At 41.9% G+C, this 25,641-nt stretch carries 24 protein-coding genes; 12 read left to right on the forward strand and 12 right to left on the reverse strand.

All coding sequences use genetic code 11. From position 1 onward, the window contains the following. The first annotated feature begins 19 nt into the window (after nt 1-19). The 3 genes from QM738_RS11695 to QM738_RS11705 all read left to right on the forward strand — a co-directional run bounded on the left by QM738_RS11695 (nt 20) and on the right by QM738_RS11705 (nt 2,308). A complete protein-coding gene (locus tag QM738_RS11695) occupies nt 20-1,459 on the forward strand; it encodes a hypothetical protein (protein ID WP_462276900.1) in 1,440 nt (479 codons plus the stop codon). Between the two features lie 144 nt (nt 1,460-1,603). Next, nucleotides 1,604-1,861: an acyl-CoA-binding protein gene (locus QM738_RS11700; RefSeq protein WP_462276901.1), complete on the forward strand. Its 258-nt coding sequence runs from the start codon at nt 1,604-1,606 to the stop codon at nt 1,859-1,861. 108 nt (nt 1,862-1,969) lie between these two features. Next, nucleotides 1,970-2,308 (forward strand): hypothetical protein, encoded by a 339-nt coding sequence (locus QM738_RS11705; RefSeq protein ID WP_462276902.1) that lies wholly within the window; start codon nt 1,970-1,972, stop codon nt 2,306-2,308. A 181-nt stretch (nt 2,309-2,489) separates the two neighbouring features. Here the strand turns inward: QM738_RS11705 and QM738_RS11710 are convergent, their stop codons facing one another. After that, nucleotides 2,490-3,197 (reverse strand): hypothetical protein, encoded by a 708-nt coding sequence (locus tag QM738_RS11710; RefSeq protein WP_462276903.1) that lies wholly within the window; start codon nt 3,195-3,197, stop codon nt 2,490-2,492. 206 nt (nt 3,198-3,403) lie between these two features. On the opposite strand from QM738_RS11710, the gene QM738_RS11715 reads away from it, so the two are divergent. Next, nucleotides 3,404-3,997, forward strand: a complete 594-nt coding sequence (locus QM738_RS11715) for a c-type cytochrome (RefSeq protein WP_462276904.1) — start codon at nt 3,404-3,406, stop codon at nt 3,995-3,997. Nucleotides 3,998-4,561: 564 nt separating this feature from the next. Here the strand turns inward: QM738_RS11715 and QM738_RS11720 are convergent. From QM738_RS11720 to QM738_RS11735, 4 genes are all read right to left on the reverse strand, one after another. Further along, the gene (locus QM738_RS11720; RefSeq protein ID WP_462276905.1) at nt 4,562-9,361 is read right to left on the reverse strand and encodes a PKD domain-containing protein; all 4,800 of its coding nucleotides are present in this window, start codon (nt 9,359-9,361) and stop codon (nt 4,562-4,564) included. 197 nt (nt 9,362-9,558) lie between these two features. Next, the gene (locus tag QM738_RS11725) at nt 9,559-10,065 is read right to left on the reverse strand and encodes a hypothetical protein (protein WP_462276906.1); all 507 of its coding nucleotides are present in this window, start codon (nt 10,063-10,065) and stop codon (nt 9,559-9,561) included. Continuing rightward, nucleotides 10,028-11,530 carry a carboxypeptidase M32 gene (locus QM738_RS11730; RefSeq protein ID WP_462276907.1) on the reverse strand — a complete coding sequence of 501 codons (1,503 nt, stop codon included), beginning with the start codon at nt 11,528-11,530 and terminating at the stop codon, nt 10,028-10,030. Before QM738_RS11730 ends, QM738_RS11725 begins: the two co-directional genes overlap by 38 nt. Before the next feature lie 82 nt (nt 11,531-11,612). Continuing rightward, nucleotides 11,613-12,527 carry a hypothetical protein gene (locus QM738_RS11735; protein ID WP_462276908.1) on the reverse strand — a complete coding sequence of 305 codons (915 nt, stop codon included), beginning with the start codon at nt 12,525-12,527 and terminating at the stop codon, nt 11,613-11,615. 469 nt (nt 12,528-12,996) lie between these two features. Between QM738_RS11735 and QM738_RS11740 the strand changes: the two genes are divergently transcribed. The 5 genes from QM738_RS11740 (at nt 12,997) to QM738_RS11760 (ending at nt 17,908) form a co-directional block, all read left to right on the forward strand. Beyond that, on the forward strand, nt 12,997-14,091 hold the full coding sequence (locus tag QM738_RS11740; RefSeq protein ID WP_462276909.1) for a Nif3-like dinuclear metal center hexameric protein: 1,095 nt from the start codon (nt 12,997-12,999) through the stop codon (nt 14,089-14,091). Between the two features lie 55 nt (nt 14,092-14,146). After that, entirely contained in the window at nt 14,147-14,902 is a 756-nt protein-coding gene (locus QM738_RS11745; RefSeq protein WP_462276910.1) for a zinc ribbon domain-containing protein, read from the forward strand. A 231-nt stretch (nt 14,903-15,133) separates the two neighbouring features. Continuing rightward, entirely contained in the window at nt 15,134-16,789 is a 1,656-nt protein-coding gene (recN, locus tag QM738_RS11750) for a DNA repair protein RecN (RefSeq protein ID WP_462276911.1), read from the forward strand. 47 nt (nt 16,790-16,836) lie between these two features. Beyond that, nucleotides 16,837-17,052 carry a hypothetical protein gene (locus tag QM738_RS11755; protein ID WP_462276912.1) on the forward strand — a complete coding sequence of 72 codons (216 nt, stop codon included), beginning with the start codon at nt 16,837-16,839 and terminating at the stop codon, nt 17,050-17,052. 31 nt (nt 17,053-17,083) lie between these two features. Beyond that, complete coding sequence (locus QM738_RS11760) at nt 17,084-17,908, forward strand: enoyl-ACP reductase FabI (protein WP_462276913.1); 825 nt, start codon at nt 17,084-17,086, stop codon at nt 17,906-17,908. 110 nt (nt 17,909-18,018) lie between these two features. Here the strand turns inward: QM738_RS11760 and QM738_RS11765 are convergent, their stop codons facing one another. Further along, nucleotides 18,019-18,240, reverse strand: a complete 222-nt coding sequence (locus tag QM738_RS11765; protein ID WP_430987439.1) for a DUF2795 domain-containing protein — start codon at nt 18,238-18,240, stop codon at nt 18,019-18,021. Nucleotides 18,241-18,423: 183 nt separating this feature from the next. On the opposite strand from QM738_RS11765, the gene QM738_RS11770 reads away from it, so the two are divergent. Continuing rightward, the gene (locus QM738_RS11770) at nt 18,424-19,080 is read left to right on the forward strand and encodes an ABC transporter ATP-binding protein (RefSeq protein WP_462276914.1); all 657 of its coding nucleotides are present in this window, start codon (nt 18,424-18,426) and stop codon (nt 19,078-19,080) included. Between the two features lie 91 nt (nt 19,081-19,171). Here QM738_RS11770 and QM738_RS11775 read toward each other — a convergent pair whose 3' ends face one another. From QM738_RS11775 to gatC, 3 genes are read right to left on the reverse strand one after another with little or no spacing between them, the layout of a single operon-like run. Beyond that, nucleotides 19,172-19,735, reverse strand: coding sequence for a cob(I)yrinic acid a,c-diamide adenosyltransferase (locus tag QM738_RS11775; protein ID WP_462276915.1), 564 nt, complete (start codon nt 19,733-19,735; stop codon nt 19,172-19,174). 59 nt (nt 19,736-19,794) lie between these two features. Further along, nucleotides 19,795-20,547: an ABC transporter ATP-binding protein gene (locus QM738_RS11780; protein WP_462276916.1), complete on the reverse strand. Its 753-nt coding sequence runs from the start codon at nt 20,545-20,547 to the stop codon at nt 19,795-19,797. Between the two features lie 29 nt (nt 20,548-20,576). Continuing rightward, nucleotides 20,577-20,867 (reverse strand): Asp-tRNA(Asn)/Glu-tRNA(Gln) amidotransferase subunit GatC, encoded by a 291-nt coding sequence (gene gatC, locus QM738_RS11785; RefSeq protein WP_462276917.1) that lies wholly within the window; start codon nt 20,865-20,867, stop codon nt 20,577-20,579. A gap of 118 nt (nt 20,868-20,985) precedes the next feature. Between gatC and trpS the strand changes: the two genes are divergently transcribed. Further along, nucleotides 20,986-21,990 (forward strand): tryptophan--tRNA ligase, encoded by a 1,005-nt coding sequence (trpS, locus tag QM738_RS11790; RefSeq protein WP_462276918.1) that lies wholly within the window; start codon nt 20,986-20,988, stop codon nt 21,988-21,990. A gap of 169 nt (nt 21,991-22,159) precedes the next feature. Continuing rightward, nucleotides 22,160-22,762 (forward strand): deoxynucleoside kinase, encoded by a 603-nt coding sequence (locus QM738_RS11795; protein WP_462276919.1) that lies wholly within the window; start codon nt 22,160-22,162, stop codon nt 22,760-22,762. 121 nt (nt 22,763-22,883) lie between these two features. On the opposite strand, the gene QM738_RS11800 is transcribed toward QM738_RS11795, so the two are convergent. The 3 genes from QM738_RS11800 to QM738_RS11810 all read right to left on the reverse strand — a co-directional run bounded on the left by QM738_RS11800 (nt 22,884) and on the right by QM738_RS11810 (nt 25,114). Next, entirely contained in the window at nt 22,884-23,534 is a 651-nt protein-coding gene (locus tag QM738_RS11800) for a response regulator (RefSeq protein WP_462276920.1), read from the reverse strand. Nucleotides 23,535-23,700: 166 nt separating this feature from the next. After that, entirely contained in the window at nt 23,701-24,528 is an 828-nt protein-coding gene (locus QM738_RS11805; protein WP_462276921.1) for a sensor histidine kinase, read from the reverse strand. Nucleotides 24,529-24,547: 19 nt separating this feature from the next. Beyond that, nucleotides 24,548-25,114: a hypothetical protein gene (locus QM738_RS11810; RefSeq protein WP_462276922.1), complete on the reverse strand. Its 567-nt coding sequence runs from the start codon at nt 25,112-25,114 to the stop codon at nt 24,548-24,550. Nucleotides 25,115-25,641 lie beyond the last annotated feature (527 nt).

Raw genomic sequence — 25,641 nt, forward strand, 5'->3', positions numbered from 1 at the left:
ACAGTTAATACCATAAATTATGAGAACAATATTAATAACACTTCTTGTCTTCCTGCTGCTGCTGTTCGTGAACTGTTGTTTGATGGCGCAGGTAACTGTGCAGAATAATGGTGTGATGGGAGTGCCGGCATCGGGTGTGCTGTATATCAATGGCTCACTCGTAAATGCTTCCGGTGCTGCGCTTACCAATAACGGCAGCATGTATGTAAGGCAGGATATTACAAATAACCAGTCTGCAATGGCTGCAGGCACAGGTACATTGTACCTGAATGGCAGCAGTGCCCAGACCATTTCGGGTACGCAAACATTTAAGACCTATAACCTGGTTACCAATAATGCGGCGGGTTTTACATTGAATAATAACCTGAGTGTAACAGGCCTGCACACCTATACTAACGGAATGATCGTAACTTCTGCAACACCCAATTACCTGGTGTACGAAGCAGGATCATCTTATACCGGTGACGATGACACGAGGCACGTGGATGGCTGGGTAAAGAAATTCGGTAACACCGATTTTATTTTCCCCGTGGGCAATGATACTTACGAACGTACAATAGCATTGACCAATCTTACAGCCAGCAGTGAATTCAATGTAAAACATTTTGATCATCCCACGCCTAACCGCATCAATATATTACCACCGCTGGTGTTGGTCGATACCAACGAATACTGGAAGATCAATAAAATAAGTGGCGGTAGTGCGAAAGTGGTGATGAACTGGGATAATGCCAAGATACCGGTACCGCATGTGGTGGTTACCAACATAAGAGCAGGTTATTACAACGGCTCTTACTGGACCAATATTGGCGGTACGGGTACAGGATCAACCCTGGCAACGGGTTCGGTTACATCCAACAGTGTATCTGCATTCAATAATAATTTCACCATTGCAAGTACCAGCTGGGTGTTACCATTGGATATCATCAGCTTTACAGGGGCAAGAAATGGTAACTACAACAGGTTGAACTGGACCATTGCCAATGAAGTGAATGTACTGCACTACGAATTGCAGCGCAGCAATGACGGCACTAATTTCAGTACCATCAATGTGCAGAATGCAAAGAACAATAGCGGTACAGAACAATACAGCTACGATGATGTGGCTGCTTTGCAGAGTAAAGTATACTATCGCCTGAAATGTGTGGACATGAATGGCCAGGTAAAATATTCCGGCATAGTATTAATAGCAACTGCACAGGCCGATCACAAAGACCTTTATGTGGTAAGGAACCCGGTATCCGACAGGATAGATATTTATGCCGGCGATAAAGTAAAAGGTACTTACACTTATATCCTTACCAATACTGCCGGCCAGGTGGTACAGGCTGCCACCATCAACATCAATTACGAAGGTGTGCACACCATTATGTTGCAAAGCAAATTACCAAAAGGTATTTACATGCTGGTAATGCGCAATGCAGATAATGTTTTACAAAAGAGTATTTTGAAAGAGTAAGCGTTCTCGCAAGACCTTACTCGGATTTTTGGTTATAATGGAATATAAACAACACGGCAGTGATTTTCTAATCACTGCCCTTTTTATTGCCCGGTACCGCCGGAGTTTTATGCGGTAAAAAAACTATCTTCACTAAAAATATGTATGGAACTGAAAGAACAATTTGAAAAAGCCGCAGTTGAAAGCAAGAACCTGCCTGCAAAACCTGATAACGAAACCTTGTTACAATTGTACTCATTATACAAACAGGGCACCGAAGGTGATATCAACACAGAAGCCCCTTCCAACCCTTTTGATTTTGTAGGCAAGGCCAAGTACGAAGCCTGGTCATCGCTGAAAGGAAAAACAAAAGAAGCAGCCATGGAAGCGTATGTGACGCTGGTGGAGAAGTTGAAAGGGTAAAATAAAAATATTCTTTTAACTCTTGTGAGATTGATTCCAGCTAGCATAAAGAGCCTTTTTAAAAAGTTCAGTATATAATAAACGGTTAATTATTTTAGCTTTTTATAAATGAAATACCTTGTACTTCTTATTCCGTTAACCTTTTTAGTATTAATTCTTGTTTTTTGTTTAAATAATAAGAAGCATAATTTTAAAGCAAACTTTAATGGGGTAGTATTCTCTTCTTTAAAAGAAACAAAAGGTTTTTATAAGCTACAAGTAAGAGGAAACTCTCAGGTATTTACGATTTCTTATCGCGGCAGGTATGGTATCTTAGATGTTAAAATTGGTGACTCTATTTACAAAGAACGCAATTCAGATATAATCTATATAAAACGAAAAAACAGAGAAGGTATAGAAGAATTGATTAAAGCTTCTTATAACGTAATTAATTCTACTTCATTATAAATTCACTCGATTGGTCTGCCGCCGTCTTGGCTTCGACAAACGGCGTACGGAATTTTCCAATCGCTAAGGTTTCTTGAAATTAAAAGAAGTTATTTTTTGCAACAAAGAATATTACGGGTTAAACGCTGGTACCTGTATTTTTAAATTGAAAAGGTTTTAAAAAAGCTTTAAAAGAATACTACTACCACTTATAGCTTTTAATTAGTTTTAATTTGGGTTTAAAAGTGATTGTTTTATTTTCATTCCCTTCCAAAATCTCGTAAATCAGTAAAATGCCTTTCTCCAATTTTACTAACCATGCCCGGGATTTACCTTCTATAGTTATTGCATTAGAGCTGGCGAGTTCGTAATTGCAGCCAAAGTTTAAAGAATCTTGCGATAATATTTTTTCAATTGCAGGGTAACCTCTTTTTTGCAAAGCAAGATTCAACAACTTGATATTATCCTTTAAATAAGCGAAATCTAATTCAGTTATTTCGCCCGAAATCCGCTTGAAATCCGTTGATCTCCCGGTATTATCTTTAAAGATTATAAAGCCATTTTTATATTGTATATAGCCAACAGTGTCTGTTGCTGCTTCTTTTTTTATGTAAGCTAAAAAATGATGGGTATTTAGTTTTTGTAAATCTATTACATCATATTCAATACTGTTTTTAAAATATGCCTGCATTCCGAATGTGTTACTAAGTTTGTTTGTATCAATTGAAAATGCATAATAACCAGGTATCGATCTTTCACATTCACAAGGCAATTTCGATTCCATACATTTGATGTACTTAGTATTTAGCCAACTTTCTCCTGATGCGTTTTCATTGTTTTGACCTTTTAAGCAACAACAAATCAGGTTGAACAAAATGCAAATTGTTAGATATGGATTTATAGTTTTCATTTTTTGTTTTAGTTCTGCCTTATTTAGTTTTTTTGAGGACCAGCCAGCTATTTTCTATCTTGTAAATCTATAAAATTTCTTCTCCTGAAGACGACCTTATTTTATCCATCAAGTTAAAATTGTTCAAATTCTACTTCCTCTTGCATTATCCAACAATTCATTGTATTTTTCTACATAACCTTTTCTTTAAACCTTAAACTGATAAAATGAAACAACTGCTGATTGTTTTGGTAACTGTTTTTATTGTTACCCTTGTAGCATGCAACGCCAATTCCGATGCTGCTGCAGCGGCAAAACCCGCAGAAAAAACACCGGCCACAAAAGAAGATCTTGTTAAACGTGGCAGTTATCTTGTACAGATCAGCGGTTGTAACGATTGTCATTCTCCCAAAAAAATGGGACCACAAGGTCCTGAATTGGTTCCGGAATTAATATTGTCCGGTTATGCAGCAGGCACACCGGTTCCCAAACCAGATAAAGCAACTTTAAGCAGCGGCTTCGGTACTTTCGCACCCGATCTTACAGCCGCCGCCGGTCCCTGGGGCACCAGCTATGCTGCCAACCTTACACCTGATAGCAGCAGTGGTATCGGCAGCTGGACAGAACAGCAATTTAAAACAGCATTGACAAAAGGAAAATCCAAAGGGCAGGAAGGTGGCCGCATGTTATTGCCGCCCATGCCCTGGGTGAATTATGCAAAAATGAACGACGAAGATATACAGGCCATATTTGCATACCTGCAAAGTATCAAGTCGGTAAAAAATAATGTACCGTTGCCTGTTCCGCCAGGTAATATGTAAAACTCCCCCGCCGTCTGGCTTTCAGCCAACGGCGTTCCATTCGCCGCCGTCTTGGCTTCGACAAACGGCGTATGCTGCCTTTAAAAGTATATTCAGGCAAAATAATATGCTCCGCCGCCTGGCTTTCAGTCAACGGCGTTTAATTCGCCGCCGTCTTGGCTTCGACAAACGGCGTATGCTGCCTTTTCGCCGCCATCTGGCTTTTAGCCAACGGCTTTTCTTGTATAAAAAACATTCTTATTTGTTGCACAAAATAGCTTCTTTCAATTTTTGAGGTTGCCTGTAATAGCAAGCTTCGTACGCCGTTTGTCTAAGCCAAGACGGCGGCGAAGAGCGGCGAAGATCATTTTTTCCGCAGCTTTTTTCTCCACGAAAGAAATTTTATAAAAAATAAAACAGTAAGAGAAAAAAATAAAATAACAAGAAAACAAAATACCTGATCCTCCATGTATCTAAGGTTGATATAAAAATGACCATGCTGACCTGCATACCAAAACAGGCAAAAATAAATTACAGCCAGGAGGAAAAATATAGAGAGAATGATCCGGTACATGGATTGTAAAGCTACTGTATCAGCGCCACATTACCCTTCAGTGTAAGCACCGTGCTGTTGTCGCATAAAATATCCACGGTATAAACAAATACATCGGGGTTTTGGCGTATTCCTTTAACGGTACCATTCCAGCCGGCATTTACATCATTGGGCATAAAGCCGTTCTTTTCATATACCACTTCTCCCCAGCGGTTGAAAATACGCAGGGTCTTGATGCTGAATAAGCCGGTGCCCCTTGGATAGAATACATCATTCACGCCATCACCGTTAGGGGAGAAGGTATTAGGTATAAATACATTGGCGCCATTGCATATAACGAATACGGTTACACGATCTCTTGTTTTACAACCACCCGCATTCCTTACTTCCACAGTATATTCGGTGGTTTCTCTCGGCTGCACTGTTACACCCGGGTTATTATAACGTACAATGCTTTGCGTAGGTGTCCATATCACATTGTTTACGTCGCTGGAAATAGTAGGTACCAGGTCAACGGTCTGGCCTACATTGATGGTCTTGTCATTGCCTGCTTCCACGGTTGGGATAGGGTAAACTTTTACTGTAACCAAGTTGGTATCCCTGAAACAACCCCTGTCATCTATACCTATTACTTTATAAGTGGTGGTATTTTGCGGGCTCGCAACAGGGGTGGCAACAGTAGTGCTGCTTAATCCTGTTGAAGGACTCCATACATAAGCGTAAGCGCCACTGGCAAATAACCTGGTGGAACTTCCTTTACATAAAGTATCGCCCAGGCTGCTCAGCATTTTAAAAGGATGCTTCACATTTACAAATACGTTGTCGGTATTGCTGCAGCCCTGTGCAGTAGTGCCTTTAACAATATAAGTGGTGGCAGAATCTGGTTGGGCCAAAGGTTTGGCGCAATTGGTACAGCTTAATCCTGCAGCAGGGCTCCAGGTGTAAGATGCTGCACCCGTGGCGCTCAGCAATACGCTTTTGCCTTTACACACCAGAGTGTCTGCGCCGGCATTAACAATGGGTACCAGGTAAGCATCAATGGTTTTGGTGGCCGTATCCTTACAGCCGCTGCTGTTGGTGGCGATCAATTGTGCAGTATAAGTTCCTGCAGTATTGTATACCTGTGCAGCAGGATTTTGTAAAGCAGCAGTATTACCATTGGCAAAACTCCAGTTCCAGCTGATGGCCGAAGTATCTGGTACAAGCAATTGTCCGCTATACGTTACCGTTAGTGGCGCACAACCATTACCGGTGCTGCTGATACCTGCCTGCGGCGAAGCAACGATCTTTACAGGTACACTGCTTTTGGCAGTATCGGCACAGCCGCCCTGTGTGTTAACGATCAGTTGCGGGTAATAAAGACCCGGAGCGCTGTAATGATGGGTTGGGTTTTGTGCAGTGGAAGTAATGCCATCGCCAAAATTCCAGTTATAGCTGATGATCACATCATTGCTCACCGATGAATCAGAAAAAGCAACGGTGGCATTATCGCAATAAGTAGTATTGGTAAAACCAAAATTAGTATTCACCCCATTTACCACAATGGTATCAGGGCCAAGTATAGGCACCACGCAACCACCCGGGTCCACGAGTATCATCCTGGGAACATACACACCCGGTATAGTATAAGCATAAGAGATCACCGAATCGGTAGTGGCCGAAGTACTGCCATCATTAAAATCCCAAATAAAGGAAAGCCTGTCGTGTGTGCTGGCAGTAAAGTTCACCGTTAAAGGTTTACAGCCATTGATTGGCCCATAAGTAAAAGTTCCCTGCGGTCCACGCACCACAATTTTTTTCTGAATGGTATCGATACAACCACCCGGGCTTGTAACCGTAAGTTTGGCATAATACGTACCGGGCACAGTATAAAAATGAGAAGGATCTGCATTTTGTGTGGAAGTACCATCACCAAAATCCCAGTTGAGAGAAGTATAGTTCTGCGAAGTATTGGTGAATGAAACAAACAATGGCGGACAGGTGGCGACAGAATCGCTCAGCGTGTAGGCGGCATGGGGAGATACGATCCTGATATAATCGGGATGGATCATCGAATCGACGCAACCATACTGATCGGTGATATGCAGCTTAACAGTATACAATCCATCGGCGGCATAACTATGCACCGGCGTGGCAGCCGCACTGGTGGTGCCGTCACCAAAATCCCAGCTGTACACCAGGCCCGGCCCGGTAGAAGTGTTGGTAAAATTGATCGCTTTTGTAGGACAGGATAAAGTATCCGTGGTTGCAAAAGTTGCAACAGGTTTCGAGATGATCAATATATCCGGTTTGAATATAGAATCGATACAGCCTTTACTGTCGATCACTTTCAATGCAACACTGTACACGCCGGGGCCTGAATAAGTATGCTGGAATGGCGGAGCAGTTAAAGTATCACTGATACCATCACCGTAATTCCATATCCAGGTGCTGATAGGATGCGTGCCATCGCTTACAGAATTATCATTAAAAGGGATAGCGCTCAGCAGGCAACTACCCGAAACTCCCGGGGCAAATCCTGCAGTGGGGCCATCCACAGTTATATGAAGTGGTTTTATCAAAGTATCCTTACAACCAAAAATATCTGTCACTATCAGGCGCACCGTATACTTGCCGGCCTGGGTATACACATGCTGTGTACTCACACTGCCGCCGGTATTACCATCACCAAAATCCCATTCGTAATTAGCTACGTTGGCAGCAGTATTACCTGTAGCATTAAAAATGATATTATTATTCTTACAGATCACCGTATCGGATGCGGTAAAGTGGGCCCGCTCATCAATGATCTGTATCGTGGTTTGTTTAGTGTATTCGCAACCGGTAGTATGATTGCGTACCAGCAACGTGATAGTATAAGTGCCTGTACCGGCATAAGTATGTACCGGGCTTTGTACTGTTGAAGTGGTGCCATCTCCAAAGTCCCAGTTCCATTCATCGGCGCCGATAGATTTATCGGTAAAAGTTCTTGTAGTAGAGCGGCAAACAAAATCCACATCAAAAGCAGCAATAGGCGGGTTGATATGAACGTAATTATGGAATTTGATCGAATCGCAGCAACCGGCATTGCAAACGATCAGTGTAATCGTAAAATACCCGGTGTCTTCGTACATATGTGTCGGGTTCTGGTCGGTGGAAATATTTCCATCGCCAAAATCCCAGTGCCAGTTGGTAACAGTGCCGGTGGTGAGGTCTGTAAAGTTAACCGGTATATGGGCGCACACATCACGGGGTGTGGCAACAAAATTCGGAACTGGTTTTACAGAAGCAATGATACCGCCATTCACTTTTACCGTGTCGGTGCAGCCACCGGCTGTGGTAACAATAAGCTGTATATCGTAAACGCCTGCACTAAAAGTATGCGACGGATTGGCGGCAGTGGATGTACCGCCATCACCAAAGTCCCATTGATAACCCACTACTGGGTCGACAGAATTTACAGTAGCGGAAAATGTTTTTGTTAAAGGTGCACAGGCAGATACCGGCAGGTTATTAATGCTGGCATGCGGTGGCTGTATCTTCACAAAATCCGGTTTCACCAATGTGTCGGAACAGCCATTGGCATTTGTTGCAATTAAAGTAACCGTAAAGAATCCTTCGGTGGTATAAGTATGCACCGGATTACGCACCAGCGAAGTATTGCCATCACCAAAATTCCATTGATAGCTGACAGCGCCTGCGGTACTGGCATTAGTAAAAGTAACGGTCAGTGGCGCTTTGCACGAACTGGTATTTACACCGGTAAATGCAGCAACAGGTTTGCTGTAAACAGTGATCACTTTGTATCCTGTATCATAGCAACCGCCAAAATCTGCGATCAGCCTTATCTGGTAAGGATTGGCAACACTGTATACTTTTACAGGACTTAATTGGGTGGAAGTGGTACCATCGCCAAAATCCCACGACACTGCAACAGGTGCAGGAGTGGAAGTATTGGTGATCACCAATGGTTCATTCACACAAACACCATCAGCGGTATTGAAAGAAGCTTTGATATTGCCGATATTGATGAGGCCTGTTTTGGTAATAGTATCAGTACAACCGGCGGCATTGGTGGTAATTAACTGTACGGTGTAATTGCCTGCTGCACTGTAACTGTGTGATGGATTAGCGGCAGTGGAAGTACCACCATCGCCAAAGTTCCAGTGATAACTTAACACACCGGTACCGGTGGAAAGGTTTTGAAAATTCACATTCACCGGCGGGTTACAGGCCGGTGGATTATTATTGGAAAAATCCGCATGCACACCACTGCTGATCTTAACATACTGTGCTTTGGACAACACTTTCATACAGCCAAAACTATTGACCAGCTTCAGGGTGATATTATAATTACCCGCACCCATATAAGTATGCGAAGGATTTTGAACATTGCTCGAAGTACCATCGCCCAGGTCCCAGGTCCAGGAACTGATGGTACCACTGCCGGGTGTGCTTTGATCGGTAAAGTTTACGGGCAAAGGAAAACAACCTGTTAAAGGAGCGCCGGTAAAGGCCACTGAAGGTGCAGCATTAACGGTAATGTATTGCGATTTGATAAGTACGCTGGAATCTCCCGCAGCATCTTTTACGACGAGCTTAATATTGTATTGACCGGGATTAAAATAAGTAACAGAAGGATTTTGCAGGTAAGAGATAGTGCCATTACCAAGATCCCATTTCCATTGAACAGGTGAACCAGTAGATTGATTGGTGAAACTTACAACAAGCGGGGCACAACCTGATAAAGGTGTGGCTGTAAAATTAGCAGTTAGTTGAGCTTTGGCCGAAAAACTAAAAAGTACTAATAATACAATAATACAACTGTATTTGACTCCAGAAGCGGTAGTCATGGGATAAGTGCTTGTTTTTATATGAATACTTGGATAATGAAGCTTTCGCTACATTAATTAAACTTAAAACCTTGAAAAAAATTGTGCAAATACAGAAAAAACCGGGGCGGGCTTCTTTGTGGTTTACGGCAATCAGAATAAGGTAATTAAGCTAAAGGGTTGCTTTTCAAAGCTAAGATATGATAATTTATCCACATTTACAACCTTTGCATGTGCAAAACTTTTGGCTCGGTGGTTCCCCAGGGGGCGAGCTCCATGGTAGGCAGGGCTTTTTTGGTGAATTTCCACTCCCTTGTCAAAAAGGTAAATGCGGTAATAGTATTGGGCAAAGTGATCACCAGTTTGCTGTAATCATCGTTCGAGCTCCAGGTGCCATTGTACACATTGGTGCCGTCGGTGGCGGTCATAGGGCCATTTTGTAAAGTGCTTTTATAAAGTTTAAAAGTATACCCGCTGAACTGGCTGGTAAGGTTGGTGCCATTGTCGGTGGCGAGCGCAACATCAAAGTCCTTATTCAGGATATTGTCTTCAAAATATTGTTCCAGCAAACCCCTGTTGGCTTCTGCCAGGGCCTCTTTGCTGCAGCCGCTCAGCAATAATAAAGCGGCAATTGCCACGGCAATAATAAACCTCCACCGGTAAAAGAAGCCGGTAACGCCACCTGTTTTAAGTGTTGTAAATAGCGGAATATTTTTTTGTGACATAGTTTATAAAATGGGTACTGTTTAATGTTTCGCCGGTTGCCTTTTTGCATAACTCTTCGGAAGTATAATACCTGCCGTACGGATAAATATGCTTTGCAAGCCAGCCTAAAACACTGCTGTTGCTGCCTTCGGCGATCTCTTTTTCTACAGACGTGTTTTGCCTGCTAATCGCTGCATACAACTGTGCGGCATATAAACTGCCCAGGCTGTACGTAGCAAAATAACCAAAACTGCCATGGCTCCAGTGCACATCCTGCAGGCAGCCCCTTTTATCGTCCGGCACTTTTATGCCTAAATATTTTTCGTAATGCTCGTTCCAGTATGCCGGTATATCTTTCGTAACAATGCTGCCTTCTATCAGCATCTTTTCTATCTCGTACCTGATCATGATATGGAAATGATAGGTCAGTTCATCCGCTTCGGTCCTTATCAGTGAGGGCTGTACCTTATTGATGGCTTTGTAGAATTGCTGCACATCAATATGCCCCAGCTGCTTATTAAAAAACGTTTGCAAAAGCGAAAAATTGTGCTGCCAGAAGGGCAAAGCCCGGCCCACATTGTTCTCCCACAGGCGGCTCTGGCTTTCATGAATGCTCAGGCTGCAGTATTCTCCCAGGGGCAAACCATATTCATCGCCTGGCAAGCCTTGTTCGTATAAAGCATGGCCTCCCTCGTGTATACAGCTCCAGGTCATATTGCCCAGGTCGTTCTCATCTATCCTTGTGGTAACCCTTACATCGGCATTATTAAAATTGATGGTAAAAGGATGTTCGCTGATATCCTGCCTGCCGGCTTCCAGGTCAAACTGCATGCGCTTTAAGATCTCCATACCAAACTGCCACTGTTTGTCCTTATCATAATGCTCGTGTAAAAAACTGCTGTCGGTTTGCGGTTTGTTTTTTATATCATTCAATAAGGCCAGCAGCTGCGGCCGCAGATCAGCAAATACCTTATCTGCAATAGCAACGGATAAGCCCTTATCATAATCATTCATCAAAGCATTGTAAGGGTGCTGCTGGTAACCCAGTATATCCGCTTCCTGTTTTTTTAATTGTATCAATTCATCCAATGGAGCTTCAAAAGCTGCAAACAGGTTTTCTTTTTTGGCCTTTATCCACGCATGAAAACTTTTATTGGTGGCCTCACTCATCCTACGCACAAAATCGCTGGAAAATTTAGTGGCTTTTTTATAATCCTCTGTACTCAGCTGCACATTTCTTTTTTCTTTATCACTAAGATCATTGGTGCTCATTAATTCCGCCAGTAAAGCACCCACTTTTTCATTGGTGAATTGCTGGTGGGCAATCTCGTTCAGCGAAGCGATCTGCCTGCCCCTGGCGGCATTGCCCTTGGGCGGCAGGTAAGTTTCCTGGTCCCATTGCAAAACAGCCGAAGCATATTTTACATCGGCAATTTTTTGTAAAACAGTTTTGTATTGTTGATAGAGTGATGCAGTATCAGCCATGATTACATTTTTTGTAAATGTAAATAAACAGCACTGTAAAAAAAATTACAAAGGCTATGCCGTAAAACTGCTTTATATCCTTTTATGGATAAATATATCTTATATGGTAATAAGGTCTACTGGAAGTTGTACTGTAAATGATAGATTTTATGATTCTGTTCTGGCTGTCAAAACTATTGCTTGCATTATACATCACAACATTAACTGCAGGAAAATTGTTTGCATCTGGTATTCCATTGGTCCAGAAAACAGAATTGTAAACGATCTTATTAATAGCCTGTGTATAATAATCATACTGAAGAAATGCGTTGTTAGTGGTATTGGCACTATAAACATCGCCTAAAACTTCTCCCAGGTTAAAATCAAGATTAAAATGATTGCTGATCACAAGAAGATCGTTTCCGAAAATATCTTTCAGTAAATTAAATATTGCCGGGTCTTCGCTTAAGTTTCTGCTAACTGTAAATGAAGCAGTATCCTTATGGCGGTCAACACCCAACGGAGAGCGGTAATTGGTATCTGAGGCATTATGGTAATCTACCTCGCTGGTTAAATTCGCTTTCGCATCAAATGAAAATATCGCTTTGGTAGTATCATAAGAATAGCCGGGAGACCCTGTCGCACTTCCGTTAACGAGATAACTATAATTGATATAAGTGGTGGATAGCGCCTTAAACGAATTATCTACTTCTAAAAACGCGTTATATTTTGAAACACTGAACAATACACCTCCTATAAAGGTTGAATCCTGCGAAGGCATTGTTTTAGTACTGATCAAAGTATTGGCGCCATTGGCAGTGTAAATAATATCGTCGGTCCTGTAGGCCGCCCCATGATCATCGCTTACTACCTTTATCGCCCTGTTAGCCTGCCAAAAGATATTTTCGTGATAGATATAATCATTTCCGGGAACTGCGGAAGAATCTGTGATAACAGACAGATGATTTTGAGCATCATAATTAAAGATGGTGTATACCGTATCCGTTCCGGAAGGCAATTCGTATTGTTTGGCAATGATTTTTTTAAACCGTTCTGGTAGGCATTTTTTATGATTCTCATAGTGGAGTCGGTAGCTATGCCATTGATGTCATAGTTAACATTTACTATCTTCAGCAAAGTGGATGTATCATCAACAATAGCAGGAGGATTGGCAGGGCCAATGTTTTCTAAACTCAGTTCTTTCTGGCAGGCAGTTAAGCCAATTGCAAGGGTAAAAAATATACCACGGATCCAATTTTTTATTTTCACGAGTTGATTATTAAGGCTGAATACAAGTTTTATTCATTCCAAAGATAACATATTATTTGTTTTTGGATGTTAATTTTGAGTATTCCCAGGAGAAAATCAATAACAGTTATGGGTACACGCTATTTAAATCATAAAACCGGGCTATTATATGGAAAGGCGAAAATTTCCTGCTACGCCCCGGAAATGCCTTTTTAAATAAAATATTTCTATATTTAACTATGACAATAGCAGAAGTAGTTCAGTATCTGGAGACCATTGCTCCGCCATCCCTGCAGGAGAGTTATGATAATGCGGGGTTGATAACCGGCAACGCCCAATCCCCCTGCACAGGTATCATCATCAGCCTGGATGCCACCGAAGCAGTGGTGCAGGAAGCCATCGAAAAAAAATGTAACCTCGTCGTAGCCCATCATCCCATTGTATTCGGCGGATTGAAAAAAATAACCGGCAGGAATTATGTTGAAAGAACGATCATTACGGCCATTAAAAATGATATTGCCATTTATGCCATTCATACCAACTTGGATAATGTACTGGAAGGGGTGAACGGAAAGATTGCAGATAAACTGGGGCTCATCAATCGCCGCGTACTGGCTCCTAAAAAAGACCAGCTCAAAAAGCTCTTCACTTTTGTACCTGCTGCGCATGCCGAAAAAGTACGCAGCGCCATATTCGCCGCAGGCGGCGGGCAGATCAGCAATTACAGCGAGTGCAGTTTTAATACCAATGGCTCCGGCACTTTTAAGGCTGGTGCCGGTACCGATCCTTTTGTTGGCAACATCGGCGAAAGGCATACGGAAGAAGAAACAAGGATAGAAGTGATCTTTCCCGCCTGGCTGGAAAAGCCGGTATTGAATGCCATGACGGCTGCCCATCCTTACGAAGAAGTGGCTTACGACATAATACCGCTGGATAATACCAGCAAAAATGTGGGCAGCGGCCTGGTAGGCGACCTGCCTGCGCCGGTGGAAGAAAAAGAGTTTTTACAAAACCTGAAAACGCATTTTAACCTTTCGGTGCTGCGGCACACCGCCTTAACGGGCAAACCGGTTAAGAAAGTGGCCCTGTGCGGGGGTGCCGGCAGTTTTTTAACAGGCGCTGCAATTGCCTCTGGCGCAGGGTTTTACATCAGCGCCGACATTAAATACCACGAGTTTTTTGACGCCAATGGCAGGCTGGTGATCGCAGATATTGGGCACTACGAAAGCGAGCAGTTCACCATCGACCTGTTATTTGAGGTTTTGAGCGAAAAATTCCTTAACTTTGCCGTCCTTAAAACAAGCCTGAACACCAACCCGGTTCAGTATTTTTAGGAAATACAGGTTTTAAAAAATCTGCAATCGCAAATCTAAAATCTAAAATAAAAATATGGCTTCAGTAAAAGATTTCTCCGTTGAAGAAAAATTAAAATCCCTTGTTCTGCTGCAGAAAATTGATTGCAAGCTGGACGAAATTCAGATCCTTAAAGGTGAATTACCAATGGAAGTAAAAGACCTGGAAGATGAGATTGAAGGATTACACGCAAGACAAACACGTGTTGAAGAGGAGATCAATGGTATCCAGGAGTTCATCGAACAAAAGAAAGAAGGCATCAAAGAAGCAGAAGCGTTAATTAAAAAATACGAAAAGCAAAGTGAGAATGTAAAGAACAACCGTGAGTTTGAAGCGATCAACAAAGAGATCGAAATGCAAACCCTGGAAGTGAAATTGTGCGAAAAACACATTAAAGATGCTACAGAAGAAATTGCTGATAAAGCAAGGCAACTGGAGATCGCTAAAAAAGCAGTAAGCACCAAAGAAAATAATCTTGCTGGTAAAAAAGGCGAACTGGAAAAGATCATCAGCGAAACTGAAAAAGAAGAAACACACTACAACAAAGAAGCAGCATCTGCAAGAACACATGTAGACGAAAGGCTGATACTGAGCTACGACCGCATCCGTAAAAATTACCGCAATGGTTTGGCAGTAGTACCGGTAGAAAGAGATAGCTGCGGTGGTTGTTTCCACGCAATACCTCCTCAAAAACAAAGCGAGATAAAGCTGCGTAAAAAAGTAATGGTATGCGAAAACTGTGGTCGTATCCTGGTAGATGCAGACCTGAATGATTCAGTAGAAGTAAAGTAAACCGAATATCCTATTCGGCCCACTAACAAATAATTTTATATCCCGGCAATGCCGGGATTTTTTTTGCCACGGATTACACAGATTAACACGGATTTTTTTATAAACAAATTTTGATTGTATTTCATCCGTGAAAATCCGCGCAATCCGTGGCCAACATCTTTGCCGCAGGCAAAGAATCATCTGTTACATCCGCGTAATCTGCTGGATATTCTCTAATTTGCCTGTACAATTATGCTTTCAAAATTACACATACAGAATTACGCCATCATAGAAGATCTTACAGTAGACTTCAGCAATAACCTCAACATCATAACAGGAGAGACCGGTGCCGGTAAAAGTATTTTAATGGGCGCCCTGGGCCTTATACTGGGCGACAGGGCCGACAGCAGCGTGCTGCAGAACAAAGAAAAAAAAGCCGTGGTGGAAGGTTTCTTCAATAGTGAAAATAAAAAAGCGGTCAAACAGTTTTTAAGCAGCAACGACCTGGATGCAGAAGAAGAACTGGTGATAAGAAGAGAGATCGCTGTAAATGGCAAATCAAGGGCATTCATCAATGATACACCGGTAAATGTAAACCAGCTAAAGGCACTGAGTTCTTTATTGGTAGACCTGCACCAGCAATTTGATACACTCGAATTAGGTGATGCAGATTTTCAACGGGAAGTACTGGATGCGCTGGCAGATAATGGTAAGTTATTGCAGCAATACAGTGCCGGTTTCAGCAATTATATCAAAACAAAAAAAGAATTGCAGGAGCTGCAGCAGCAACAGGCTACTGCCAATGCCAGCTACGATTACAATAAATTTTTATTTACCGAACTGGATGAAGCGGCGCTGAAAGAAAATGAACTGGAAGAGCTGGATGCAGAATTGAAATTATTGAGCAATGCAGAAAATATAAAGCAGCAATTGGGCGCTGTTTGTTTTGAATTGAATGAAAGCGAACAACCCATCGTGCAGCAATTAAGATCGCTGAATCATAAACTGCATGCGTTGCAGCAATTTCACCCGGCAATAGAGGGACTGAATAACCGTTTATTAAGTGCACAGATAGAGTTGAAAGATATTACTTCGGAATTGGAGCAGATCAATGATAGTGTACAGTACAATGCAGCACGGATACAGGAAGTGAATGATAAAATATCGCTGGGCTATAAGCTGATGAAAAAGCACAATGTGGGTTCCACCAACGAACTGATCGCATTGCGGGAAACATTGCAAGAGAAACTGCATGATGTATTGAATATTGGAGAAACAATAGCTGCAAAAGAAAAATTAACGCAGCAGTTATTGCAGCAATGCGAACAACTGGCAAAAAGTATTTCCACCAACCGTAACAAAGCCATAAAACCATTTACCGAAAAAGTAAATGCCTTACTGAAACAGGTAGGTATGCCCAATGCACAAATAAAAATTGAATTGACCCCAACAGCACTGAATGAATCCGGCGCTGATACCATCGAATTTTTATTTGACGCCAACAAAAGCAACCGCTTTGAACCCCTGCGTAAAGTAGCCAGCGGTGGTGAATTAAGCAGGCTGATGCTGTGCATTAAATCGCTGGTGGCACAAAAACTACAGCTGCCCACATTGATATTTGATGAGATCGATACCGGCATCAGTGGCGAAGCCGCCAAGCAGGTGGGCAATATCATGAAGGAGCTGTCGCAGGGCCATCAACTCATATCCATTACACACCAACCGCAGATAGCTGCAAAAGCCAATGCGCATTATTTTGTATTCAAAGCCATTAAAGGCGATAAGATAGTGACCTCGGTTAAACTGCTGAACAACGATGAACGCATTACCGCCATTGCGCAAATGCTGAGCGGCGAAAAACCCACGGCTGCTGCATTGCAGAATGCGAGGGAAATGGTGGGTAATTAGTACCTGGAAGCTCCAGCTTCCAGCCTTTTTTAAAATCACAAACTGCAATGTTCCTGAAAAAAATATTATTGCTTGCTGTTATTGCAGCTGCAGTTTTTGCAGGCTACACTATCTACCAATTCTGGAATAAAAAGATCGATCCCCGCAGATCCTTCCGGCATTTTATCATTTATATACTGGTAAACCTTGCAAGCGTATTTGTAATTGTATTTATTACGGGCTTTATCATAATTCATTTTAAAGAGTTTTTCTTTAGCAAATAGAATCTTATTTTTACGCTTCAAAACATTTAACATGGCATACAACTTACTAAAAGGAAAACGCGGTATCATCACCGGCGCATTAGACGAAAACTCCATTGCATGGAAAGTAGCAGAAAAAGCCCATGAAGAAGGCGCCACATTTGTATTAACCAATGCACCCATTGCCATGCGCATGGGCGAGATCAATAAACTGGCGGAAAAGACCGGCAGCAAGATCATTCCGGCAGATGCAACCAATGTAGATGAACTCACTACTTTGTTTACCCAAAGCCAGGAAATACTGGGCGGTAAAATTGATTTTGTGTTACACTCGATTGGTATGAGTGTGAACATCCGTAAAAAAATTCCTTATACAGAAAGTAATTACGATTATTTTATGAAGGGTATTGATGTAAGTGCCATGAGCTTTCATAAAATGCTGGCGGTTGCAAAAAAACTGGATGCCATCAACGAATGGGGTAGTGTAGTGGCCCTTACATATATGGCGGCACAGCGTACTTATCCATTTTATACCGATATGGCCGATATCAAAGCCATGCTGGAAAGTATAGCACGCAGTTTTGGATATCATTACGGGCTGGAGAAAAAAGTACGTATCAATACTGTTTCACAATCACCTACCAAAACAACAGCAGGTACCGGTATCAAAGGCTTTGGCGATTTCTTCGATTATGCCAATGCCATTGCACCATTGGGCAACGCCACTGCCGAAGATTGTGCTAACTATTGCATCACACTCTTCAGCGATCTTACCAAAATGGTTACCATGCAGAATTTATTCCACGATGGTGGTTATTCAACAACCGGCGTAAGCAATTATGTAATGGAGAAATTAGGTGTACCTGCAAGTGAATAAAAAAAGTACAGAGTTAAAAGTACAAAGTACATAAAGTAAAAGCCTCTTGATCATCAAGAGGCTTTTTAATATTTCAGGCTGCCGGTTCCCCCTTCAGGGGGCGGAGGGGGTTAATATTCTTCTTCATTAAAAAAGAAATCTTCGTGGCTGGGATAATCAGGCCAGATGTCTTCCAGGCTTTCATATATCTCACCTTCATCTTCCAGTTCCTGCAGGTTTTCTACTACTTCAATCGGCGCACCGCTGCGGATAGAGTAATCGATCAGTTCATCTTTAGTGGCCGGCCAGGGTGCGTCTTCTAAGTGGGAGGCTAATTCTAGTGTCCAAAACATATCTTATTTCTTTATTTTTTTCGTAAATAATACGGGCTGCTATGCCCCAATTTTCCGCAAATGTATAGGTTCTGTGGAAATAACCAAAAGTGTTTTATTAACGGATGTTTTTATAGAAGATTGCGTAAACCCTGTTAAAAGTTGCATTGCGCAGGTTTTATAATTATTACTTACTTTTAAAGCATGTTAACAGCGAGGAATATCCAGAAAAAATATGGGCAATTACAGGTTTTAAAGGGGGTGGACATCCATATCAACAAAGGGGAAATTGTGAGTATTGTGGGCAGTTCGGGCGCCGGAAAAAGCACTTTATTACATATACTGGGCACATTGGATAAAGCCGACAGCGGTGATATACAGCTGAATGACCACCGGGTAGAAAACCTGGCAGGCAAAAAACTGGCTGCCTTCCGCAACCGGGAAATAGGCTTTGTTTTCCAGTTTCACCATCTTTTACCGGAATTTACTGCGCTGGAAAATGTATGTATACCGGGCTGGATAGCAGGCGGTAAAAAGAAAGAGATCATTTCCCGGGCCGAGGGGCTTTTAAGTACGCTGGGCCTTTCCGGCAGGCTGGAAAACAAGCCCCAGCAACTTTCCGGTGGCGAGCAGCAAAGGGTGGCCGTAGCCCGTGCGCTCATCAATAACCCTTCTATAGTAATGGCCGACGAACCCACCGGCAACCTGGACAGCGCCAATGCCAAAGACCTGCACCAGCTTTTTATAGACCTGCGCAAACAATTCAATCAAACTTTTTTAATTGTAACACACAATGAAGAACTGGCGCAAATGAGCGACCGCATTGTGCACATGAAAGACGGGAAGATCATTAATGGATAATTGGGTAATGAATAATGGATAATGAAGACAGGGGAATAAAATGAATACACTGCAACTCTAAAATATTATTCATTATAAATTATTTCATTATTCATTTAACCCTCGGTTTCCAGGGAATTTCTTCTGCTCCCAGCAAATGCCCTGCATATCTTGCCAGTACAAAAAGATAATCGCTTAAACGGTTCAGATATTTTATCACCAGCGGATCAACAAACAAATCGTGCTGCTGCATATTTACACAGATCCTTTCGGCACGCCTGCATACACAACGGGCAATATGCGTGGTGGAAACGGTTACATGCCCACCCGGTAGTATGAATGATTTCATTACAGGCAATGTTTCATTCATGGTATCAATCTCTTTTTCCAGCAGCGTAATATCTTCTTCTTTCAGATCGGGCATCTTCATCAAGGGCTCTTTATCGGGGTCGCAGGCCAGCGAAGAACCAATGGTGAACAAACGATCCTGTATCTCTTTTAAAATTATCCTGGAATGTGCGTCGGTCAACTGGTCATTCACCAGGCCGATATAAGAATTGAGTTCATCAACAGTACCATAACTTTCAATACGGATATGACTCTTGGCCACCTTGGTACCGCCGATCAAACTTGTTTTACCTAGATCACCTGTTTTAGTATAAATTTTAAATGCCATAATAATAGTTTATGCCTATTACAAAGCAACAAAAATTATCAATATAAGTTGAGGAAAGTTTAGGCAGGTTCTGCAGGCAAAGCGCTTACTGCAGGATGCGCATTCAGCTTATCGCTTTCAATTACACCATCCCTTAAACGGATCACACGGCGGGCAAACATCGATATATCTTCTTCATGCGTTACCAGTATCACGGTATTGCCATCAGCATGTATCTTGCCCAGTATATCCATTATTTCATAACTGGTCTTGCTGTCCAGGTTACCGGTGGGTTCATCCGCTAAAATAATGGAGGGATTATTGATCAATGCACGGGCAATAGCAACACGCTGGCACTGGCCACCACTCAGTTCGTTGGGTTTATGATGACTGCGGTCGTCCAGTTTTACTTTGGACAATGCATCGGCAGCCCTTTCCAATCTTTCTTTTTTTGCAGCGCCGCTGTATATCAACGGCAGGGCCACATTTTCCAACGCGGTAAGGCGAGGTAATAAATTAAATTGCTGAAATACAAATCCTATTTCCTGGTTGCGCACAGCAGCAAGGTCATTATCAGGCATACGACTTACATCTTTGCCATTTAAAATATACTTGCCACCGGTAGGCGAATCGAGACAACCCAAAATATTCATCAGTGTTGATTTGCCGCTACCGCTGGGGCCCATCAATGCCACATATTCATTTTTGAACACATCCAGGCTGATACCTTTCAATACCGGCAGTTCCTGCTTGCCCAGGTAATAGCTTTTGCGGATGTTCTCCAGGTGAATAATGCCCTGCATTTCATCTGCAGATTTTTTGATTGTACTCATTATACTGTAAACTATAAACTTTGTACTGATTACTTCTTGATCACTTTCGGCACTTTAAAAAACTGCTCATCATGTACCGGTGCATTCTGTAATCCTTCTGCCCGGCTGATGCTGCCCTGCACTTCATCTTCCCTTAAAATATTCACCTCCTCGCTCATGTGCAGCAATGGGGTAACACCCGTGGTGTCTACCTCGTTCAGTTTTTCAACAAACTGTATCATGCGCTGCAGGTCGTTTTTAATACCTTCTTTTTCAGTATCGTTGAACTGCAGCCGGGCCAGGTTGGCCAGTTTATCCACCATTGCATCATTTACTTCCATGAAACAAATATAGTAAATACAGTACACACTCCCGAACCACTGGTCAAGTAGAGGCTTGCAGAATATTACTTGTAACTCATTACTTATAACTTATAACTTTTGCTATCTTCGCCCCCTTATGGCAGTTAAGAAAGAAATAGTAATGAGTGGCATCCGGCCTACAGGTTTCCTGCACCTGGGCAATTATTTTGGTGCAATTCGTAATTATGTAAGAATGCAGGAAGATTTTGAATGTTACTTCATGGTGGCCGATTTGCATTCGCTTACCACGCATCCTGATACAACAGAATTAAGATCAAATGTGGAAAGGGTACTGGCAGAAAATATAGCCTGTGGATTAGACCCCGATAAAGCCGCATTCTATTGCCAGAGCCATGTGCACGAAACGGCAGAATTATATTTATACCTGAACATGCTGGCCTATATGGGTGAACTGGAAAAAACAGTGACCTTTAAAGATAAAGTACGGCAGCATCCGGAAAATGTGAATGCAGGATTGCTTACCTATCCTGTGTTGCAGGCTGCAGATATCATCCTGCACCGTGCCAAATATGTTCCTGTTGGTAAAGACCAGGAACAACACCTGGAAATGGCCCGTAATTACGTGAACCGTTTCAATCACCGCTATGGCGAAGTGTTTCCCGAACCACAGGCATTTAATTATAATGCAGAACTGGTAAAAGTGCCCAGCCTGGATGGTACCGGTAAAATGAGCAAGAGTGAGAATGGGATGTCCACACTTTTTTTATCGGATGAAGATGATGCGATCAGGAAGAAGGTAATGAAGGCAAAAACTGATAGTGGCCCAACAGAAATGAATGCTGCAAAACCGGATTATATCGAAAATATATTCAACTTGATGAAACTGGTTTGCGAAGCAGATGTGATAGCTAAATACAAAGCAGACTATAACAATTGCAGTATCCGTTATGGCGATCTTAAAAAGCAGCTGGGAGAGGATATGGTGAAATTCATCAGCCCGATAAGGGAAAAGATCAATACCATCTTACCTGATAAAGCATACCTTAAAAAAGTGATGGAGCAAGGCGCCGAAAAAGCCAATGAAAGCGCCGGCAAAACCATGCAGCTGGTAAGGGAGGCAATGGGCCTAAAATATTTCTGATACCCCAACCCCTAAAGGGGCTTTACAGGTATTTTATATTTGTGATGTTGTTAAGTTTGCATACTTTCAATGCTGAAATAAATAGAAGAAGTTTAATTTTTATAATCTTAAAAGCCCCTTTAGGGGTTGGGGGTATATGGCAAAGACAAAGAAACCAAAACATATTGCTGTGGCGGGTAACATAGGCGCCGGCAAAACAACGTTGACCGAAATGCTGAGCAAGCATTACAAGTGGATACCACAGTTTGAAGATGTAGATCATAACCCTTACCTGAATGATTTTTACGAGGACATGCCCCGCTGGAGTTTTAACCTGCAGATCTTCTTTTTGAACAGTCGCCTGAATCAATTGCTGGAGATACATCGCGGTACCGAAACGGTGATACAGGACCGGACCATTTACGAAGATGCTAACATATTTGCACCCAACCTGCACGATATGGGCCTGATGGGCAAACGTGATTTTGATAATTACTATAAATTTTTCGAGACGTTAAAGAGCATGGTGCAACCGCCCGATCTTTTAATATACTTAAAAGCATCTGTGCCTACTTTAGTAGCGCAGATACAAAAACGCGGCAGGGAATATGAAGAAAATATCCGCCTGGATTATCTTAAAAAACTGAATGAATTTTACAACACCTGGATCGATAATTACAAAGAGGGACCCTTACTGATCATTGATGCCGACAAAAATAAGTTTGCAGAAAACGAAGAGCACCTGGGCCAGATCATTAATAGTATTGATGGTACTTTGTTCGGACTTTTTTAAGTTGCAAGTAACTTGCTTCAAGGGATAAGCGTGTTGATCAAAGCGATTATTTATTGCTGTTATACTAATAATATTGAAATGATATGCTTTGCCCTTGCAGCTATCACCCTTGCTACTTTCTTTAATCTATCAGGGAGTTCTTCATTGCATAAAACACCAGCCCCACCGAGTTCTTCACGCCAAAACGTTCCATCAGCCTGTCTTTGATGGCTTCTACGGTACGGGAGCTGATATCCATTTTAGCAGCAATTTCAGCAGCAGTAAATTCCATGCACACCAGCGTAAGCACTTCTTTTTCCCTTTCGCTTAACACCACTTCGGTAGTAAGATTGGGATTGAATTTTTGCTTGGAATAATTTTTTTTGATGAGTACCTTATTCACAAAAGGATTGAGGTAAAAACCGGTACGCACCACATCCATAATAGCTTTTCTTATCTCGGCAGGCTCGGTACTTTTTAAAAGATAACCAGCAGCACCGCAATCCATCAGGTGGCCTACAAAGCGCTCATCTTCGTACATGGTGAGTATAATAACACGTATACCGGGAAAATTCTTGGTGATCAGTTTGGTAGTATCAATGCCGTCTTTAACAGGCATTTTCAGATCGCATAATATTACGTCGGGTTGCGATTCGGGTATCTTGGCAAGCAGTTCTTCTCCATTTTCGGCTTCCATTACAAATTTGATATTTGTATAAGCCCGCATTGAAAGTATTACTCCTTTACGAAATATTTTGTGATCGTCAGCTATTGCTACTTTTATTTCTTCCATAAATAAGGTGATGCGATAAAATTACGGAAAACAATCTTCAATTAAAAATATCAAAATAAAATATTGAATATAGAATGGAGTAATATCGAATCTGGTAAACCGAAAAAAAGCTGGCCCGGTTAAAAATGCAGGAAATTTAATATCCGATATCTGTCCACCCGGTATATTATATCATGGCCTCCATCGGCACTTCGATGGTAACCTTATAGTAGGTGTGGCTGGGGTCTATCTCAAAATAGATGCGCCCCTTAAGTACTTTGATACGGCTGGCAATATTTTTTAAACCAAGCCCCAGTGCGCTCTGGTTCAGTTTTTCAAAGTCGGCCTGCACAATACCGGTACCATCGTGGTGCAGCCTGAAGTACATATTGCTGCCGCTGTTGTTTTGGGTAAGATGTATAAAGCCGGCATTACTGTGTTTGAATACATTGTTCACCAACTCCTGCACAATACGGAACACCAGCAGTTCCTGTTCCACTTTAAGGCGTACCCGGTAATCGTGAAAGCGGGCGCTGGCATTGATGCTGCCGCTGCCGCTGATCTTTTGGAACAGGTCGTTCACAGCGCTTTCCAAACCAAAGTTCTTCAGCGTAGGTGGCATCAGGCTGTGGCTGATATTGCGGATCAGTAAAATAGCATCATCAATGATTTGCTTGGCGCTGTAAATGCTTTGCAACTGCTGGGCCTTTTCCTGGTTCACCAGGTTCTCGTTCAAATAAAGGCGGGCCGTGGCCAATAACGGACCGGCATCATCGTGCAGGTCGGCGGCTATACGGTTACGTTCTTCCTCCTGGAAACGGATAGAGGCGTTCAGTAATATCTGCTGCTTTTCCTCCTCCAGCTTTTTAAGCTGCGAATTATAGCGCATTACCTTACGCTGGTGAAAGATCACGAAGATGATGATACCCATGGTCAACACAAGCATACCTATCGTGCCGAAAAACATGATACTGTTTATTCCCTGCGGATTATTAGGTGCTTGTAAAAAAAACATGACTTTCTGGGTGTTGGGTTTAGAGCTCCTGGAAAAATGCTAAAGATTCTTCCGAAAGACTTTTTTTATGTTGGTTAAGACTAGCAAGGGTTGAGTTTAGGAATATAACGGAAATACTGATGAAGATATTTTTTAAAATTATAATTGAGCTGTAAATGTATTTGTAAGTCACCAGGAATCCCTCCGCTTTGATCATGGTTTTTGAGTAAACAAATAAGAAGAAATTGCCCGAAAAGTACAACAAAAGGGCTGTTGCAAGCCAAAATTCCATAATTGTGTACAAAGGCGTCTGGATGATCTCCTGCATCATTTCGAAGAAAAAATAAATAATAAAGGCGATCATTATAATACATTCAACAGCAGCGGGGTAGAAGCCAACCGAAGGCTGTTTGGAACTTAAATAATCAAAAAGGCAATAAATAAAGAAAAGCGGCTGAATGACCAGGATGATCTTTTTGGCGGTTACGTTCTTTATATTCAGGTATATAAAATAAGAGATAAAACCCAGTTCAATAACATTAAAGAAGCGGAGCAGCAATGTATAAGTATAATACCAGGTAAAATAGCGCAACAATATTGTTGCCATGGTATGGGCGAAGATGTAACTGGTGTATATAAAAAATACCTTTAATCCTTTCCCGCTCAGCTTTTTATAGTTAAGCGCAAAGAGAATTAAAGGTATGAATCCTGAGAAGTTCGATATGTAGAGCAGATAATCTTCTATGGCCGTTAGTTTTAATCAAAAGTAACTAACAACAGCTAATTATACAAGAAATATCGGGCCGTCTCAGGATAAAAAGTTTTTGATTAACAAAAACATTCAACGATGAATTCTTCTACTAATTTCCAAGGTTCCATAGTAATAAGTAATTTTTTTGTGGTTTATAATCGATTTCTTGATGTAAACTTCCTCCAAAACCACTCCGTGGGCAACTGGCTCACATAATTGTTAATATGTGGAAAAGTTGTCAAATCCTTTGTGGTAGAGGGTTTCGGTAGATATACCAAGTAAAAAGACGGTAAAATATGGGGTAAATGTACGAAATTTAAATAGTAAAATTACTATGGAAAAAATCGTAGCTTTACCAACGTTTTTTTACTATTTCAACCAGA

The organism is Ferruginibacter sp. (genome assembly GCF_049840995.1).
GTDB lineage: Bacteria > Bacteroidota > Bacteroidia > Chitinophagales > Chitinophagaceae > Ferruginibacter.

Excerpts from the sequence above, each read along its gene's own strand:
- QM738_RS11745 (WP_462276910.1), top strand. The coding sequence starts at position 14,147 with ATGGCTTCAGTAAAAGATTTCTCCGTTGAAGAAAAATTAAAATCCCTT.
- QM738_RS11730 (WP_462276907.1), bottom strand. The coding sequence starts at position 11,530 with ATGGCTGATACTGCATCACTCTATCAACAATACAAAACTGTTTTACAA.
- trpS (WP_462276918.1), top strand. The coding sequence starts at position 20,986 with ATGGCAGTTAAGAAAGAAATAGTAATGAGTGGCATCCGGCCTACAGGT.
- QM738_RS11780 (WP_462276916.1), bottom strand. The coding sequence starts at position 20,547 with ATGAGTACAATCAAAAAATCTGCAGATGAAATGCAGGGCATTATTCAC.
- QM738_RS11775 (WP_462276915.1), bottom strand. The coding sequence starts at position 19,735 with ATGGCATTTAAAATTTATACTAAAACAGGTGATCTAGGTAAAACAAGT.
- QM738_RS11710 (WP_462276903.1), bottom strand. The coding sequence starts at position 3,197 with ATGAAAACTATAAATCCATATCTAACAATTTGCATTTTGTTCAACCTG.
- QM738_RS11760 (WP_462276913.1), top strand. The coding sequence starts at position 17,084 with ATGGCATACAACTTACTAAAAGGAAAACGCGGTATCATCACCGGCGCA.
- QM738_RS11765 (WP_430987439.1), bottom strand. The coding sequence starts at position 18,240 with ATGTTTTGGACACTAGAATTAGCCTCCCACTTAGAAGACGCACCCTGG.
- QM738_RS11695 (WP_462276900.1), top strand. The coding sequence starts at position 20 with ATGAGAACAATATTAATAACACTTCTTGTCTTCCTGCTGCTGCTGTTC.
- QM738_RS11700 (WP_462276901.1), top strand. The coding sequence starts at position 1,604 with ATGGAACTGAAAGAACAATTTGAAAAAGCCGCAGTTGAAAGCAAGAAC.
- gatC (WP_462276917.1), bottom strand. The coding sequence starts at position 20,867 with ATGGAAGTAAATGATGCAATGGTGGATAAACTGGCCAACCTGGCCCGG.
- QM738_RS11800 (WP_462276920.1), bottom strand. The coding sequence starts at position 23,534 with ATGGAAGAAATAAAAGTAGCAATAGCTGACGATCACAAAATATTTCGT.
- QM738_RS11770 (WP_462276914.1), top strand. The coding sequence starts at position 18,424 with ATGTTAACAGCGAGGAATATCCAGAAAAAATATGGGCAATTACAGGTT.
- QM738_RS11720 (WP_462276905.1), bottom strand. The coding sequence starts at position 9,361 with ATGACTACCGCTTCTGGAGTCAAATACAGTTGTATTATTGTATTATTA.
- QM738_RS11705 (WP_462276902.1), top strand. The coding sequence starts at position 1,970 with ATGAAATACCTTGTACTTCTTATTCCGTTAACCTTTTTAGTATTAATT.
- QM738_RS11740 (WP_462276909.1), top strand. The coding sequence starts at position 12,997 with ATGACAATAGCAGAAGTAGTTCAGTATCTGGAGACCATTGCTCCGCCA.
- QM738_RS11805 (WP_462276921.1), bottom strand. The coding sequence starts at position 24,528 with ATGTTTTTTTTACAAGCACCTAATAATCCGCAGGGAATAAACAGTATC.
- QM738_RS11755 (WP_462276912.1), top strand. The coding sequence starts at position 16,837 with ATGTTCCTGAAAAAAATATTATTGCTTGCTGTTATTGCAGCTGCAGTT.
- recN (WP_462276911.1), top strand. The coding sequence starts at position 15,134 with ATGCTTTCAAAATTACACATACAGAATTACGCCATCATAGAAGATCTT.
- QM738_RS11725 (WP_462276906.1), bottom strand. The coding sequence starts at position 10,065 with ATGTCACAAAAAAATATTCCGCTATTTACAACACTTAAAACAGGTGGC.
- QM738_RS11715 (WP_462276904.1), top strand. The coding sequence starts at position 3,404 with ATGAAACAACTGCTGATTGTTTTGGTAACTGTTTTTATTGTTACCCTT.
- QM738_RS11810 (WP_462276922.1), bottom strand. The coding sequence starts at position 25,114 with ATGGCAACAATATTGTTGCGCTATTTTACCTGGTATTATACTTATACA.